Genomic DNA, 16,398 nt, shown 5'->3' on the forward strand with positions numbered 1-16,398 from the left:
CTGTTTTAGGGCTGTTTTCTGAAAAGTAGCCTAAAAACAGAAAAGGCGGCCAATTGGCCGCCTTTTCTGTTTTTATACAAGTGCGCTACTTACGCGTTCTGCTGCAGACGGATCAAGTTCAGGGCAGAGCCGGCTTTGAACCATTCAATCTGGCCTTGGTTGTAAGTGTGGTTGGCCTCAAAGGTGTAGGTAGTACCATCAGCGTGGTGCAATACCACTTGCAACGGAACACCCGGCGTGAAGCTGGTCAACCCTACTACGTCAATGATATCATCTTCCAGCACGCGGTCATAATCTTCTTTGTTCGCGAAGGTCAGGGCCAGCATACCTTGTTTCTTCAGGTTGGTCTCATGAATACGGGCAAAAGATTTCACCAGCACCACGCGAACGCCCAAGTGACGGGGCTCCATAGCGGCGTGCTCACGCGAAGAACCTTCACCGTAGTTCTCATCACCCACTACAATAGAACCTATACCGGCGGCTTTGTAGGTACGGGCTACTCTTGGCACTTCGTCATGGCCTTCTCCCTGTACAAGGAAGTTTCTCACACTGTTCGTCTCGCCGTTGAACGCGTTCACGGCACCAATCAACATGTTGTTAGAGATATTGTCCAGGTGACCGCGGTATTTCAACCAAGGACCCGCCATGGAGATGTGGTCAGTGGTACACTTGCCTTGCGCCTTGATCAACAGTCTTAACCCGGTCAGGTCAGTACCTTCCCAAGGTTTGAAGCCTTCCAGCAGTTGCAAACGGTCAGACGCTGGGTCTACCACTACCTGCACCGCGCTTGGGTCTGCCGCCGGAGCTACGTAACCCGCATCTTCCACATCAAAACCGTTCACTGGGAACTGGATACCAGTTGGCTCATCCAGCTTCACTTGCTCGCCGTTTTTATTAGTCAGCGTGTCTGTTAACGGGTTGAAGGTCAAGTCACCGGCAATGGCAAACGCAGTTACAATCTCTGGGGAGGCCACAAACGCGTGGGTGTTCGGGTTACCGTCATTCCGCTTGGCGAAGTTACGGTTGAATGAGGTGATGATGGAGTTCTTGCGTTTTGGGTCATCTGTATGGCGCGCCCACTGCCCAATGCACGGACCGCACGCATTCGCCAACACCACGCCGCCAATCTCAGAGAAAGTCTCCAAAATACCATCGCGCTCAGCGGTGTACCGCACCACTTCAGAACCTGGGGTAATGGTGTACTCTGCGTTTACCACCAAGCCTTTCTCAACGGCCTGGCGGGCTAGAGAAGCGGCACGGGTCAAGTCTTCATAAGACGAGTTGGTGCACGAGCCAATCAATCCTACTTCCAGTTTGGCTGGCCAGTTGTGCTCCCGCACGGCCGCGGCAAACTGAGAGATGGGCCAGGCCGCGTCTGGGGTGAATGGTCCGTTCACGTGTGGCTCCAGCTCACTCAGGTTGATTTCAATTAGTTGGTCATAGAAGGCCTCTGGGTTGGCCAGAACCTCATCATCGCCGCGCAGGTGCTCAGCTACCTGGTCAGCCAGCTCGGCAATGTCGCCGCGCTCAGTCTGTCTCAGGTACTCGGCCATGGACTGGTCATACGCGAAAACCGAAGTGGTCGCGCCAATTTCGGCCCCCATGTTACAGATGGTTGACTTACCAGAGCAGGAGATTGACTCGGCGCCCTCGCCGAAATATTCTACAATGGCCCCGGTACCGCCTTTCACGGTCAGGATACCGGCCACTTTCAAGATAATGTCTTTGGGTGCTGTCCAGCCGCTCATTTTGCCGGTCAGTTTCACGCCAATCACTTTCGGGAATTTCAGTTCCCAGGCCATACCGGCCATTACGTCTACGGCATCGGCACCGCCCACACCAATGGCGATCATGCCCAGACCACCCGCGTTCGGCGTGTGCGAGTCCGTGCCAATCATCATTCCGCCCGGGAAGGCGTAGTTCTCAAACACCACGGTGTGGATGATACCCGCACCCGGCTTCCAGAACCCTATCCCGTATTTATTAGACACAGAGGCCAGGAAATCATACACCTCTTTGTTCTCAGCATACGCCTCAGCCAAATCCTGATCTGCCCCTACCCGCGCCTGGATCAAGTGGTCACAGTGTACCGATGATGGTACGGCGGCCTGTGGTTTACCTGCCTGCATGAACTGCAACAACGCCATCTGGGCGGTGGCATCTTGCATGGCTACGCGGTCTGGCGCGAAATCAACATAAGATTTGCCCCGCTCATAGGCCTCAGTAGCAGAGCCGTTGTACAGGTGAGCATAGAGGATTTTTTCGGTCAAAGTCAAAGGACGGCCTACTGCCTGGCGGGCCGCAGCTATGCGGTCTCCCAGTCTGGCGTACACTCCTTTGATCATGTCTAAGTCAAATGCCATAGAAATTTGCTTTGTATTTAAGTTCAGCGCTAATCGTTCGCGCACAAAAGTCGCAAACAAAACACTTTTAAACAAACGTTTAAAACACCACCTTTTCGGTAGGAATTATAGGTGTGATACCCAGAGTTTCGCGTTGGCGTTTTACCTTTGCCCCATGAACAAAACACTACGTGCGAAACAGCTATTCTCCACCCTTCTAATACCCTTCGGCCTTGGCCTCACGGCTTGTTCTTCCAACTCTGGCTCCGGCACCCTCACCCCGGGTGACTACCGTGGTATCATTGAGTTAAGCGGGCAGCAGATGCCGTTCAACTTCACTGTGTCTGAACAAGATGGCCAGCCGGTGGCTCATCTTATTAACGGAGATGAGAAAATTTTGATTAACGAAATTTCTTACGCCCAGGACAGTGTGCGCCTGCAGATGCACATTTTTGATGCCGCCCTCATTGCCAAAGTAGACGGTAACCAGCTCAAAGGCCGCTGGGAGCGGAAAGACCAGACCCAACCGTACAGCCTCCCGTTCACTGCCGAACGCGGGAATACCAGCCGTTTTTCCCAAAACCCGGCCAAACCAGCGCTGGACGTGACCGGCAAGTGGGAAGTGCATTTCTCTGACGAGGCCGGTAAATCTTACCCCGCCATTGGCGAATTTACCCAGAAAGGCAATGTTTTAAACGGAACCTTCCTCACCACCACCGGCGACTACCGTTATCTACAGGGCGAAGTGAGCGGCCAAGATCTGAATCTCTCTGCCTTTGACGGCGCCCACGCGTTTCTGTTCACGGCCCAGGGTCAGCCAGACGGTAGCCTGAAAGGTGATTTCTACGCCGGCCAATCTGGCCACGAAACCTGGGTTGCCCAACGAAATGACGCCTTTCAACTGGCTGCCGCCGATTCTCTGACGTACCTGAAACCCGGCCATGATCGCCTCAGCTTCTCTTTTCCCGATTTAACCGGCAAGAATGTTTCTCTGGAAGACCCACAGTTTAAAGGCAAAGTAGTGGTGGTCCAGATATTGGGGTCTTGGTGCCCCAATTGCATGGACGAGACAAAGTTCCTGGCACCCTGGTATGCCAGGAACAAAGACCGCGGCGTGGAGGTGATTGGCTTAGGCTACGAGGTGAGCCCGGAGTTTGACAAAGCCAAAGCCCGCATTGAAAAGATGCGCGACCGCCTCAACGTGACCTACCCGCTGCTGGTGGCCGGGACCAAAGATAAGGAACTGGTGGCAAAATCGCTTCCGGCGCTAAACCATGTGCTCTCCTTCCCTACCACCCTCTTCATTGACAAGCAGGGCAAAGTCAGAAAGATTCACACCGGCTTCTCCGGCCCCGGCACCGGGAAATATTATGAGGAGTTTGTGCAGGAGTTCAACCAGACCATTGACGGGTTGTTGGCAGAGAAATAATGAATCTGTACATCTGGTAAACAGAAACGGCGCAGCTTTTGGTAGCTGCGCGTTTCTGTTTTTGGGCTGTTTTGGCTAAAATAGGCTGGAAACGGAAGATCCTAAATGACTTCTTCCATAGAAATCATGAATTATATCACCTAAGATTGCTTTCCACTTATCAGATTCAGCCACTTCCTTAATCACGGCATTCCTTCTTTCCAGCAAGGCCATTGTATTTCTTTAAAAATAATTTATCGGTTATTTTACCCAGAATCCCTAACGGAGAATCATAATCAAAATGGTCTTTCAGACGTGTTCCGCGCTGCGTTTCTTCAAAAGAATGCAAATGCCTAAACCGTTTGAAAGCGCCTTGTACCATCTCATCAACAAAGAAATTGGGTAAATCAAAGGCAGTAATCTTGGATGATAAGTTTTGATAGATACCCAAATGCTTCGCCCGCCAGGTTACAGATTCGTTCAATTCAATTAAGCCGCTTGTTCTCCCGGCTATGGCTACCTCATTTGTATGTTCAGTAGAGGCCATGTGCAGATTAATGCTTCTGGCCAGATTAAACACAAGGAGTCTATCTGCGTTGATTTCTGTGACTAATTCAATGACTGGCATAACTTCCCAAGAAATTTACTGGAGGTACATTGTACTCAAACTTGAGCGTATAGTTCTGGAATAACTTAAGCATTAACGCGCAGAAGATTTTCTAAGAAGTGACTCGCTTCCCGTTTCCCGCCTCTTTTCCCCAAAACAGCCCGAAAACAGAAACCGGCTACTTCTCCCGCTCTATGGTATAGCGTATGAGTTGCTCCAGAGAGTCACGCGAGGGCGACGGCGCGAAGGTGTGCAGGATTTGCAGCGCCTCCTGGTGGTAGGCATTCATCACCTGAATAGAATAGTCCAGCCCCCCAGACTGTTTCACGAAGTCAATGACCGCATTGATGCGTTCGGCTTTGCCGTTGTTGTTCTTGACATTGTAGATAATACGGCGTTTGGTGAGCCAATCGGCTTGCTGTAGGGCGTAGATGAGCGGGAGCGTCATCTTTTTCTCTTTGATGTCAATGCCCACGGGTTTGCCAATTTCGGCGGTGCCGTAGTCAAACAAATCATCTTTAATCTGGAAGGCAATGCCCACCTTTTCGCCAAACAGGCGCGCACGCTCCACGGTGTCAGCATCTGCGCCTACTGAGGAGACGCCCACGGCGCAGCAGGAGGCAATGAGTGAAGCGGTTTTCTGCCGGATGATGTCAAAATAGACTTCTTCGGTGATGTCCAGGCGGCGGGCTTTCTCCATTTGCAGCAGTTCGCCCTCGCTCATCTCGCGCACGGCGTTGCTTACAATCTTGAGCAGCCCGAAATCGTCGTTGTTCAAAGACAGCAGCAGGCCTTTGGAGAGAAGGTAATCGCCCACCAGCACGGCAATCTTGTTTTTCCAGAGGGCATTTACTGAGAAGAAACCGCGGCGGTAGTTGGCGTCATCAACCACGTCATCATGCACCAGCGTAGCGGTGTGCAAGAGTTCAATGAGGGCGGCGCCGCGGTAGGTGGCGTCTGGCACCTGCTCCTGAATGAGTTTGGCGGTGAAGAACACAAACATGGGCCGCATCTGCTTGCCCTTGCGCTTCACAATGTAGCCCATGATTTTGTCCAGCAACAGCACGTTTGACCGCATAGACTGCCGGAACTTCTTCTCGAACTCCTGCATCTCCACCGCAATCGGGGCCTGAATCTGGTTTAAAGCGCTGCTCATCTCTCGGGCGCAATATTACGAGCCTGCCGCCTTGAAAGCAAACTCCGGGTTTGCTTTTCCCGTTATTCCCGCGTTACTTCGTCGGCTTTTTAAAAAGTAACCGGGCTGCCGCCGGGGATGATTAGAAATACAGTTCAAACTATACATTTTGTCATCCTGAAAGGATCTTGTGGGCGAACTAGATTAGCTCTACGTTATGGCTACTGCCGTTCGCCACCCAGATTCTTCCAGAATAACAGATAAGAGAAGATTGTATCGCCATTTATCTCCAAGGGCTTACTTGATATGCCCGTTTACACCTGGCAGACGGTCGGGAATTGGCTTCTGTTTTTGGCCTGTTTTCAGGAAAACAGGCAAAAACAGAAAAGTAACCCCTACGGCTCGCGCCGATGCAGCTGCAAAAAAGTACCTCTGCTCATTCGCTTCAAATGATTGCTTATGCTCACTCGCGCTGATTTTCTCCTCTCATCGGCCCACGGCCGATATTTTTCTGTAGACGCCCGCTGGCTCCAAGACGGTCAGCCCAAACCGGTGGCGGTGTTTGTGCACGGCTTCAAAGGCTTCAAGGACTGGGGCCACTTCAACCTGCTGGCCGATTATTTTGCGCGCCACGGCTTTGTGTTCGTGAAACTCAACCTCTCGCACAACGGCGTGGAGCCGGGCGGCGATGACCTCACCAATTTGGAGGCCTTTGGCAACAACAACTTCTGCATTGAGCTGGACGACGTGAAAACCGTGCTAGATGCTTTGCAAACCGGCTCCGCCGAAATCCCGGCCCAGGAAATGGCCCCGGAATACACCTTCCTGATTGGCCACAGCCGCGGCGGCGGGTTAGTGCTACTCAAAGCCGCCGAAGACGCCCGCGTGACCGGCGTGGCCACCTGGGCCGCGATCAGCGACATTGACCGCCGCTGGTTCCCAGAGATGATGGAGCAATGGCAGCGCGACGGCGTGCAGTACATCACCAACGCCCGTACCGGCCAGCAAATGCCGCTTTACTACCAACTGGTGGAGAATTTCCAGGCCAACCGCCAGCGGCTGGACATACCAAAAGCCGTGGAGAAACTGCAAATCCCGCTCCTCCTTATTCACGGCGAGGCCGATGAAACCCTTCCTGTACAGATGGCCCACGACCTGCACGCACAGAATCCGTTTGCAGAGCTGTACCTCATTCCGGCGGGTGACCACTCCTTCGGCGGCAGGCACCCATATGACAGTGCAGAACTTCCCGCCCTGGCCAAAGCCGCCGCTGACAAAACCATTCAGTTCTTCCAAGAAGCCATTGAGCGCCTGCCATGATCCAACTTTTCCTGTTATTGGGCGGCAACCTGGGCAACCGCGAAGCCATGCTCTCGGAGGCCGAGGTGCGTTTATCAGGTGTTTTTTGGCAAAACAAGCCAAAAATCGAAACTGTATGAAACGGCCGCCTGGGGCCTGGAAGACCAACCTGACTTCCTGAACCAAGCCCTAATTTTTGAAACCGATTTGTCTCCGGAGGAAGTCCTGTACGCCACCCAAAAAGTAGAGCAAGACCTGGGCCGTGAGCGGAAAATCAAATGGGGTGCCCGCGTCATTGACATTGACATCCTCTTCTATGGCCAGGAAATCCTGAACTTACCGCAACTGCAAATCCCGCATCCGCAGCTGCACTTGAGACGATTTGTCTTAGCGCCGCTGGCAGAGATTGCCCCAACTTGGGAGCACCCGGTTTTGAAAAAGACGGTAGTTGAGTTACTGAAAGACTGCCCAGATACGCTAGAGGTTAGGTTATTGGAGTAAATTAAGTGTGCTGTGCTTTAATATGCTGATGGGGTAATGTGCTGATGGGGTAATATGAGAGAAGTGCATTCTATTATTTTGCTGTTTTCGTTACAGCTTTCTTCCCCCCTTTGTCATCCTGAAAGGATCTTGTGGGCGAACGGTAATGGCTTCTGAAAAATAGAATTTCCTTAAAAGCTACAGCCGTTTCTCCTTTCTGCTATCAGAGGAAGTTTGTAAACTTCCGGCATGCCAACCACAAGTTACGCTAACGCTAAACTTGCGGCAGAATTTCTGTTTTCGGCTTGTTTTGGCCAAAACAGGCCGAAAACAGACGCAGCAAAAAATCATTAGCACATTAGCTATTTAGCTTTTTACCTAGGCACATCAAACTTCTGGTACACTGAGTTCTGGCTCACATACTCCGGCACCAGCTGTTTCATCTTCTTGATAACCGCCACGTTGTTCTGGGTAACAAACAGGTCAATCAGCTCCTGAATGGCCTGCAGCACCTGGGTACTCTGGGGTGAGGGCATGTTAGCCAGGCGAATTTTGGGGTGGGCCGTTGGCTGCACTGACTCCTGCTCCAGGAACAGTTCTTCCTCCAGTTTTTCGCCGGGGCGGAGACCGGTATAGACCAGCTGAATATCTTTCCCCAAGGCAAGCCCAGAGAGTTTGATCATCTTCTTGGCCAGCTCTACAATCTTGATGGAGTCACCCATGTCAAAGATGTAGATTTCACCGCCCTGCCCCATGGCACTGGCCTCCAGCACCAGCTGGCACGCCTCCTGAATGGTCATAAAGTAGCGGGAAATGTCTGGATGGGTCACTGTGATAGGCCCGCCTTCCTGAATCTGTTTCCGGAAACGGGGAATCACAGAGCCGGTACTGCCCAGCACATTGCCAAAGCGGGTGGTAATGAAACGGGTCTGTTGCTTATTTGAGTCCTTCAGGTAATGGTCCATGGCCTGCACGTACATTTCGCAGAGGCGTTTAGAGGCTCCCATCACGCTGGTAGGGTTTACGGCCTTGTCAGTTGACAGCAGGACAAATTTCTGGGCCTGGTACTTGATAGCCAGGTCTGCCAGGATTTTAGTACCGAGAATATTGGTGTTAAGCGACTCGGTAGGGTTTTCCTCCATCACCGGCACGTGCTTGTAAGCGGCGCAATGGAAAACCAGCTCCGGACGGTATGTTCTGAAAACGGCCTCCAGGCGGGCAGTGTTACAGATATCTCCCAGCACCACCTCAAAGTTGAGCTTGACGTAGAGCTCCGTCAGCTCCAGTTCCAGGTCATACAACGCTGATTCAGCCTGATCCAGCAGAATGAGCTGTTTGGGCTTGAACTGGATCAGCTGCCGCACCAACTCACTCCCTATGGAGCCCGCTGCGCCTGTGACTAAGATGGTCCTGTTCTGCAGTTCCTTGTGCAGCAACGGCGAGTCAATTTCGGCTACCGGCCTTCCCACCACGTCTTCAATCCGTACCTCCCTGATTTGCTTAAAGCTCAGCTCCCCGTTAATCCATTTATACACCGGCGGCACCACCAGCACCTGCACCCCCGCCTGAAGGCACGCCTCTACCAGCGCCCGCCTACGCGCAGTAGTCAGGCGTTGCACGGCCAGAATCAGCAGGTCCAGGTTCAACTCCCGCAGTTGCGAGGGTAAGTCTGTTCTAGGCGGCTGTATGGGAACCCCGTGGGTGGCCAACCCTGCTTTATCAGGGTCGTCATCTAGAAAGGATACAATCTGGTAATACGTACCCATATCGTGCTGCAGGGTATGCAGCGTAATATCCCCTATTTCCCCGGCCCCAAAAATGGCCACGTTCACCTTCAGGGAGTTGGTGTGCTGCCAGTCATAGTGCACCAGCTTGGCCCACACCCGCAGCAACGACAGCGCCACCATACTCAGCACATAATCAATGAGCAGAACTGATATTGGAATAAAATTCTGGAAGCCGAAGCCTTTGTTGTATACCAGCTGCGCCGCCACCAAAAGGCCAGAACTGGCCGATAGCGAGAAAAAGATCTTACGTAAGTCATCAAGGCTGGTGTAGCGCAGAATGCCCGCGTATGTCCTGAAAAAAAAGAAAGCCCCCATACGAATCCCTAATACAATAGGGAGCATCTGGAAAACCGACAGCTCAGTGTACTTGCTTAAATCAAAGTTAAACCGGAGGAGGTAAGCCGCCAGAAAAGAAAGGGCACACAGGCAGATATCTAAGAAAAAGACCAGCTGCTTTGGCATTTTCTTATGGAATAACTGCTCTATGTGCCCCATCATGTTGACTATTTAAGGAAGCGAAGCCTTAGCTAACCTAGCTCACCTCTGCGTTTCTGTCAATTTTCTTCACCAGGCCCTGCAACACTTTGCCTGGTCCGCACTCTACAAAGAGTGTGGCCCCATCGGCTATCATTTGCTGCACAGACTGTGTCCAACGTACGGGAGCCGTGAGCTGACGGATGAGATTTTGCTGAATTTCTTTGGGGTCTGTGTGCGGTTTGGCATCCACGTTCTGGTACACGGGGCAGATTCCCTGCTTAAACTCCGTCTGCCTGATGGCTTCCTCCAGTTCAGCCTCAGCTGATTTCATGAGTGGCGAGTGGAACGCGCCACCCACCGGCAACACCAGGGCCCGCTTGGCGCCGGCGGCTTTCATACGCTCACAGGCTTCTTCCACGCCTTTGATGGAGCCGGAAATCACCAGCTGGCCGGGGCAGTTGTAATTGGCAGCCACTACCACATCAGCTACCTCAGCACAGATCTGCTCAACTTTCTCATCTTCCAGCCCCAGGATAGCGGCCATGGTAGAAGGTTCTTCCTCACAGGCCTTCTGCATGGCCAGGGCCCGTTTAGAGACAAGGCGCAAGGCATCTTCAAAGGCCAGAACCTTATTGGCCACCAGGGCAGAGAACTCCCCCAGTGAGTGACCGGCCACCATTTCTGGTTCAAACTCCTGTGCCACCGCCGCTTGTATGACTGAGTGCAGGAAAATGGCGGGCTGGGTAACCTTGGTCTGTTTCAGCTCTTCCTCTGTTCCGCTAAACATAATATCTGTGATTCGGAAACCAAGAATCTCATTGGCGCGCTCAAACATGTCTCTGGCAGTCTGGTGCTGCTCATAAAGTTCTTTCCCCATGCCCACAAACTGTGAGCCCTGGCCCGGGAAAACGTAAGCTTTCATGTACTAGTGGTTTAGTTTTCGTTTTTGACCTATTTTCTGGAAAACAGCCTTAAAACAGGAATTTCTCAGACATAGAAAGGCAAAGGTATAAAAATGGCGCCCATTCTGAGAACGGGCGCCAGGCTTCTTATCAGGTACAGGCTGGGTTAATGCACAATTTCTACCCAGCCTTTCACTATTCGCCGGTCAGGGGTACTGCTCCGGCCATAGAATTCCACCTCTACCTGATAGAAATATGTTCCGTCAGGTAAGGCTTTACCGCCATTGTCAACACCAGCCCATTTCAGACCTGGCTCCTGATTGCCTTCAAATACTTTGTTGCCCCAGCGGTTGTACACCACCAATTTGGCGGTTCTGATAAACGCAGCCCCCTGTTTAGGCGTGAAGACATCATTATACCCGTCATTGTTGGGCGTGAAGATATTAGGCAGAATGAAGTTAATACAGTTCTCTTTGCAGATCACAGAGGGGTCAGTGGGGTCTGCAGGATCATAAACACTGGTGTTGCCACTCACGTCTGTGGCGGTAATAGCATAGCAACCGGCGTAGGAAGGCAGATTTTGATGCGTATAGGTAAAGGTATTGCCCGGTATTTGCTGGGCTATGACCTCAAAAGGTGCCTCGTCAGTAGCCTTATAGTACAAGGTGAAGTAGGCTATTTTGCTGGCGTCACAGGTGGGCGGAATCTCCCAGGTGAGCACATTAGAAAACGGCGGATCTGTAGGCGCCAAAGGTTCATTACATGGGTCAATGGTCAGCACTGGTTTACACACGTTTACCACACAGGCTATCTGGCTGTTGTTCTCTAGCGGCTCTGGCAAACGGGAGACGTTATAGGTGCCGCGGGTCATGACATAGGCACAGTATTCCTGCCCCACCTCCAGTGGAATCACTTTTCTGAAAGCCCCACTTTGGGCAGTTACCAATACACTGTCATACCGGACAAACTCTTCATTGGGCCGCTTCAGGAAGATGACATGGTACAGGGGTTTGGCAGACGTACTCACATTGCTCCACGGCACATTGTACGTCCAGTTCAGCACCAACTCTGTGCGCTGAGCAAGGGCGTTTAACCGTACGCTGGAGGCAGAGGTTGAATCTACCAGTATGGTTGGGGAACCTACCGTACCTGAATGGTACAACTCCAGCTTATACGTATAGGCATTGTCAAGCGTGTTTAAATTATTGTCTTCAAAGGAGGTTTCATCTAAGGAGGAGAACTTGGCCACCTCTGTGAACGTGGTAGAGGCCGCCCTACTCTGACCAGGAGCCCGGTACAAGCGGTACTGGAACGGGGCAACCAGAGTCGTCAGACTCTCATTGCGGGGCTTGCTCCACTCCACCCTCATTTTACCGGCAGTAGCACTGGTATTGGTGACACTTACTTTGGTCAGGGCAATAGATTCCAATGTGGCACAAACTTCATTTGAGGCGATGCTTTTCCCGCCCCCCGGGTGAGGGAACTGGGCGTAGATGCGGTAACAGTATTCCTTGTTACGGGCAAGCCCCTGCCCCTTGTTATTATCAATGAAGAAGTTGGTACCGGCAGTCACCTCCCCCACCAGCGTATAGCCGGCGGAGGCCGGAATGCCTACTTCACAGGTGGTGGGAACAAACGTGGAGGGGCCTTCTTTGCGGTAAATAAAAAACTTTTCTGCGTTGGTACAGACATAGGGCTCCCAGTCCAGCCTGATGCTACTGCTGGTTTGCGCCAAGGCACTTTTCAACACTGGTGGCGGCCCCACCACCGTAATCTGCCAGGGCTGAAGATCTACGAGCGGTATCAAACCAGCCGGTGGTCTGTCTTCTGCCCTGAACAATACGCTGTAGGGTGAACTTTGCACATTTTGGCAGGTGGTATTCCATTCAAAGACAAAGGTGGTGTCATTTAAAACCTTCCGGAAAGTGGCGGGGGGCAGTATTCGGCTAATGGCTGTTACCACTACCGGGTTACGGTCTGGGTCTGTGACCCTTATGGTGTCTCGGAGCAAGGTTCCTGCCACTACGCAGGTATCCCGGGGAATGATGAGCCTGGGAGGCCTATTTTTAGACTCCAGCACCTGAATCTGCATATCCCGCACCACAGTCCCTATTAAACGGCCGTTCCGCCACTCCTCCACAATGAAGGCTATATTGAATTCACCTACTATGCTGGGGGTATTCCAGGTAAGCTGGCCATTTCTGGGATTTAATGAAAAACCAGCCAGGGGACCATTGGCCGGTCCCAGATAATTCTCCAACCCACTGTACCCAGGTACTGTTCTGGGCAGTGGATTGCCACAGGCATCACGGCCAGCGTCTACCTTTGGCTCATACATTTTAAAGGAAAGGCTGTCGCCATCTGGGTCATAGGCCCCGGGGTTATGCACAAAAACCTGGCCCCGGGCAGCCAAATCTACTGGTGGGTAAGACAGGATAGGTGATCTATTGATGCCCAGTACTGGGTCAATTGTAACTGTTGTCTGCAAAAGGAAGGTCTGTTGTACCGAATTCTGCATATTTACAATGCCCCCGTTTCTATTCTCGCCAACAAAGGTCACCGTAAATGTACGTGCACCGGCATAGGTGTGCTCAAAGTAATAGGTGTTCACAGATGTGTTCCCCAAACCATTCTGGAGTACTACCTCAGAGGCTCTGGGTACGGTCTGGCTGGTACAGTCCCCAAAATAAAGTGTGGCATTATCATCTTCAATCCCACCGTTTACACTATAGGTGATCAGGGTAAAGAAAAACCTTAGGGGATTGCGGTTGGCAGTTGTGTCACTTTTGGCGTATATGTTTCCGGCCCGGAGATGGGTAGCCTGCGCCCCCTGCCCCATAAACAAGAAAATAAACAACAGTCCGGTCAGCCAACGGCCCCAGAATATTGTTCTCCATACTTTTATAGACATAAAGTAGAGTTTTGCATGCAATAACAAAGATAGAAGAATTCGCTAATTGACCATTTTCCACTAGAACAAATCGGGCAGGTAATGGTTACAAGAAGGTAGGTTTATGGCTATAACGAAATCCCCGTTGCTCTGTTGTAATCTTTATACCCAAATATTGTTTTCGGCCTATTTTCCTGAAAACACGTCAAAAACAGAAAGAGAAAGTGTTTTGTAATTGTGGTTTAAGCAATTTAGACAAATTCAAAATAAATGAATCAATTGCGCGGCAAAGCATGGGCATGTACCTTTGGCAAGATTTTACCAATCCTTTTACACCTTACCTAATTTCTAACTTAACACAACAAAATGAGTTGGTTTACTAAAACGTTTACCAGTACCATCGGCCGAAAGGTGTTGGTGGCCGTGACTGGTCTGTTTCTCTGCTCTTTTTTGGTAGTGCACCTGGTGGGCAACCTGCAGTTGTTCCAAGAATCAGGTGACGCTTTCAACATCTACTCCCATTTCATGGCTACCAACCCCATCATCAGGACAATGGAGATTGTGCTGGTGTTAGGCTTTGGGTTCCACATTTATGAGGCTTTGGTGTTGACCCGCCGCAACCAGAGTGTGCGCAAAGTGGCGTATGCCTACAACCGCCCTCAGGACAATAGCAACTGGTCAAGCCGCAACATGGGCTTGCTTGGTACGGTGATTCTGGTGTTCCTCATTGTTCACCTCTACAACTTCTTCTGGAGAGCCCGTTTTGGCGAGCCCAACATGATTCCCATTGAAGGGACCGAGTATGATGACCTGTATTCTGTTGTGGTGCAGTCTTTTCACCTGTGGTGGTATGTGTTGATCTATGTTTTGGGTCAGATTGCCTTGGGGTATCACCTGTATCACGGGTTTCAGAGCGCCTTCCAAACCCTGGGGCTGAACCACAAGAAGTACACTCCCGCCATTCAGAAGTTTGGCGCCCTCTTCTCAATTGTAGTGCCTGCCGGCTTTGCCGCCATGCCTCTTTACTTTTTCATCAAAGACGTTGTTTTGTAATAAGCGAACGCTATGATTTTAGATTCTAAGATTCCTGAAGGGCCATTGGCTGAAAAATGGGAAAAGCATAAATTCAACGTGAAGCTGGTGAACCCGGCCAACAAACGTAAATATGACATCATTGTGGTGGGAACCGGTCTGGCCGGGGCTTCTGCCGCTGCCACTCTGGCTGAACTGGGGTACAATGTGAAAGCGTTCTGCTTCCAGGACAGCCCAAGACGGGCGCACTCCATTGCGGCCCAGGGGGGTATCAACGCAGCTAAAAACTACCAGAATGACGGGGACAGTGTGTACCGTCTGTTCTATGACACCGTGAAGGGCGGTGACTACCGTGCCCGGGAAGCCAACGTGTACCGGCTAGCGCAGGTGAGTGTGAACATCATTGACCAGTGTGTGGCGCAAGGGGTTCCTTTCGCGCGGGAGTACGGTGGACTTCTTGCCAACCGTTCTTTTGGGGGTGCGCAGGTAAGCAGGACCTTCTACGCCCGGGGACAAACCGGCCAGCAATTGCTGTTAGGGGCTTATTCTGCCTTGAACCGCCAGATTGCCTATGGCAAGGTGAAGATGTACCCGCGTACGGAGATGCTGGATCTGGTAATGGTAGACGGCAAGGCCCGCGGTATTGTGACCCGCCACCTGGTGACCGGTAAAATTGAGTCTCACAGCGCCCATGCGGTAATTCTGGCTACGGGTGGCTACGGCAACGTATTCTATCTCTCTACCAATGCCATGGGTTCTAATACCACGGCCATCTGGAGAGCCCACAAAAAAGGGGCGTTGTTTGCCAACCCGTGCTTCACCCAGATCCACCCTACCTGTATTCCGGTGTCTGGTGATTACCAGTCTAAGCTGACCCTGATGTCTGAATCCCTCCGGAATGACGGGCGCGTTTGGGTACCTAAGGCTGTAGGTGATAACCGTGCCCCTGGGCAGATCCCTGAAGACGAGCGTGATTATTTCTTAGAGCGTAAATACCCCTCTTTTGGTAACCTGGTTCCGCGTGATGTGGCTTCCCGTAACGCCAAACTAGCGTGTGATGAAGGCCGTGGCGTAGGAACCACCAAACTGGCGGTATATCTTGACTTTGCTGATGCAATCAAACGTGAAGGCCTTGACAAGATCAGCCAGAAGTACGGGAACCTCTTTGAGATGTACGAGAAAATCACCGGCGAGAATCCGTATGAGCAGCCAATGCGCATTTACCCGGCGGTGCACTACACCATGGGCGGCCTTTGGGTAGACTATAACCTGATGACCACCATCCCGGGTCTGTATGCCACCGGGGAGTGCAACTTCTCTGACCACGGAGCCAACCGCCTGGGTGCCTCCGCTCTGATGCAGGGCTTGGCAGATGGTTACTTTGTGATTCCTTACACCATTGGTGACTATCTGGCGCAGAACCCTACTTCCCGCATTGAGACCAGCCACCCCGCCTTTAAAGAAGCAGAGGCTGCTGTTCAGGCAGATGTTAACCGCCTGTTGAGCATTAACGGTAACCGCACCGTAGATGATTTCCATAAGGCACTGGGCCATATCATGTGGGAGTACTGCGGCATGGCCCGTAACGCAGAAGGTTTGACACATGCCAAACAGGAAATCAGAAAGCTGCGTGACGAGTTCTGGAGAGATGTGAAAGTGGTGGGAACCAATGAAGAATTGAATATCACCCTGGAGAAAGCCGGCCGCGTAGCAGACTTCCTGGAACTTGGCGAACTCATGGTAGATGATGCTCTAAACCGCAATGAGTCTTGTGGAGGTCACTTCCGGGAAGAGTACCAGACCCCTGAGAACGAAGCCCTGCGTGATGATGAAAACTATGCCTACGTAGCGGCGTGGGAGTACACAGGCCCTAACCAACAACCTGTACTCCATAAAGAGGAGCTGAAGTTTGAGAACGTGAAACTGACTCAACGCAGCTACAAGTAATGAATAATTAAGAATTAGGAATTAAGCATTGTGGGGCACGCTTTACCTTATACGTAGGTTACCTCCTTCTTCAATTCCTAATTCAACATTCT

At 51.6% G+C, this 16,398-nt stretch carries 11 protein-coding genes; 5 read left to right on the plus strand and 6 right to left on the minus strand.

The genetic code is table 11. From position 1 onward, the window contains the following. Positions 1-89: 89 nt before the first annotated feature. Complete coding sequence (locus tag A8O25_RS08360; protein ID WP_066833481.1) at positions 90-2,363, minus strand: aconitate hydratase; 2,274 nt, start codon at positions 2,361-2,363, stop codon at positions 90-92. 154 nt (positions 2,364-2,517) lie between these two features. Here A8O25_RS08360 and A8O25_RS08365 point away from each other — a divergent pair, with 154 nt between their 5' ends. Next, positions 2,518-3,771: a peroxiredoxin family protein gene (locus tag A8O25_RS08365; RefSeq protein ID WP_082893526.1), complete on the plus strand. Its 1,254-nt coding sequence runs from the start codon at positions 2,518-2,520 to the stop codon at positions 3,769-3,771. A gap of 178 nt (positions 3,772-3,949) precedes the next feature. Here A8O25_RS08365 and A8O25_RS08370 read toward each other — a convergent pair whose 3' ends face one another. Next, complete coding sequence (locus A8O25_RS08370; protein WP_241498968.1) at positions 3,950-4,378, minus strand: SRPBCC family protein; 429 nt, start codon at positions 4,376-4,378, stop codon at positions 3,950-3,952. A gap of 157 nt (positions 4,379-4,535) precedes the next feature. Next, positions 4,536-5,513, minus strand: a complete 978-nt coding sequence (locus A8O25_RS08375) for a polyprenyl synthetase family protein (protein ID WP_066833484.1) — start codon at positions 5,511-5,513, stop codon at positions 4,536-4,538. Between the two features lie 438 nt (positions 5,514-5,951). Here A8O25_RS08375 and A8O25_RS08380 point away from each other — a divergent pair, with 438 nt between their 5' ends. Both A8O25_RS08380 and folK read left to right on the plus strand, forming a co-directional pair. Next, the gene (locus A8O25_RS08380) at positions 5,952-6,812 is read left to right on the plus strand and encodes an alpha/beta hydrolase family protein (protein WP_066833485.1); all 861 of its coding nucleotides are present in this window, start codon (positions 5,952-5,954) and stop codon (positions 6,810-6,812) included. A 78-nt stretch (positions 6,813-6,890) separates the two neighbouring features. After that, on the plus strand, positions 6,891-7,292 hold the full coding sequence (gene folK, locus A8O25_RS08385; RefSeq protein ID WP_338152739.1) for a 2-amino-4-hydroxy-6-hydroxymethyldihydropteridine diphosphokinase: 402 nt from the start codon (positions 6,891-6,893) through the stop codon (positions 7,290-7,292). A 353-nt stretch (positions 7,293-7,645) separates the two neighbouring features. On the opposite strand, the gene A8O25_RS08390 is transcribed toward folK, so the two are convergent. The 3 genes from A8O25_RS08390 to A8O25_RS08400 all read right to left on the minus strand — a co-directional run bounded on the left by A8O25_RS08390 (position 7,646) and on the right by A8O25_RS08400 (position 13,348). Further along, positions 7,646-9,556, minus strand: coding sequence for a polysaccharide biosynthesis protein (locus tag A8O25_RS08390; protein ID WP_066833486.1), 1,911 nt, complete (start codon positions 9,554-9,556; stop codon positions 7,646-7,648). Positions 9,557-9,590: 34 nt separating this feature from the next. Next, positions 9,591-10,457, minus strand: coding sequence for an ACP S-malonyltransferase (gene fabD, locus A8O25_RS08395; protein WP_066833488.1), 867 nt, complete (start codon positions 10,455-10,457; stop codon positions 9,591-9,593). 146 nt (positions 10,458-10,603) lie between these two features. Then, the gene (locus A8O25_RS08400; protein ID WP_066833491.1) at positions 10,604-13,348 is read right to left on the minus strand and encodes a T9SS type B sorting domain-containing protein; all 2,745 of its coding nucleotides are present in this window, start codon (positions 13,346-13,348) and stop codon (positions 10,604-10,606) included. Positions 13,349-13,693: 345 nt separating this feature from the next. Between A8O25_RS08400 and A8O25_RS08405 the strand changes: the two genes are divergently transcribed. Together A8O25_RS08405 and A8O25_RS08410 are read left to right on the plus strand one after the other, a co-directional pair. Continuing rightward, a complete protein-coding gene (locus A8O25_RS08405; protein WP_066833493.1) occupies positions 13,694-14,380 on the plus strand; it encodes a succinate dehydrogenase cytochrome b subunit in 687 nt (228 codons plus the stop codon). Between the two features lie 12 nt (positions 14,381-14,392). Then, on the plus strand, positions 14,393-16,306 hold the full coding sequence (locus tag A8O25_RS08410; protein ID WP_066833496.1) for a fumarate reductase/succinate dehydrogenase flavoprotein subunit: 1,914 nt from the start codon (positions 14,393-14,395) through the stop codon (positions 16,304-16,306). Positions 16,307-16,398: the final 92 nt, after the last annotated feature.

The sequence above is a fragment of the Rufibacter ruber genome, assembly GCF_001647275.1.
GTDB lineage: Bacteria > Bacteroidota > Bacteroidia > Cytophagales > Hymenobacteraceae > Nibribacter > Nibribacter ruber_C.

Coding starts and splice junctions, on each gene's coding strand:
- A8O25_RS08360 (WP_066833481.1), bottom strand. CDS start 2,363: ATGGCATTTGACTTAGACATGATCAAAGGAGTGTACGCCAGACTGGGA.
- A8O25_RS08365 (WP_082893526.1), top strand. CDS start 2,518: ATGAACAAAACACTACGTGCGAAACAGCTATTCTCCACCCTTCTAATA.
- A8O25_RS08370 (WP_241498968.1), bottom strand. CDS start 4,378: ATGCCAGTCATTGAATTAGTCACAGAAATCAACGCAGATAGACTCCTT.
- A8O25_RS08375 (WP_066833484.1), bottom strand. CDS start 5,513: ATGAGCAGCGCTTTAAACCAGATTCAGGCCCCGATTGCGGTGGAGATG.
- A8O25_RS08380 (WP_066833485.1), top strand. CDS start 5,952: ATGCTCACTCGCGCTGATTTTCTCCTCTCATCGGCCCACGGCCGATAT.
- A8O25_RS08390 (WP_066833486.1), bottom strand. CDS start 9,556: ATGATGGGGCACATAGAGCAGTTATTCCATAAGAAAATGCCAAAGCAG.
- fabD (WP_066833488.1), bottom strand. CDS start 10,457: ATGAAAGCTTACGTTTTCCCGGGCCAGGGCTCACAGTTTGTGGGCATG.
- A8O25_RS08400 (WP_066833491.1), bottom strand. CDS start 13,348: ATGTCTATAAAAGTATGGAGAACAATATTCTGGGGCCGTTGGCTGACC.
- A8O25_RS08405 (WP_066833493.1), top strand. CDS start 13,694: ATGAGTTGGTTTACTAAAACGTTTACCAGTACCATCGGCCGAAAGGTG.
- A8O25_RS08410 (WP_066833496.1), top strand. CDS start 14,393: ATGATTTTAGATTCTAAGATTCCTGAAGGGCCATTGGCTGAAAAATGG.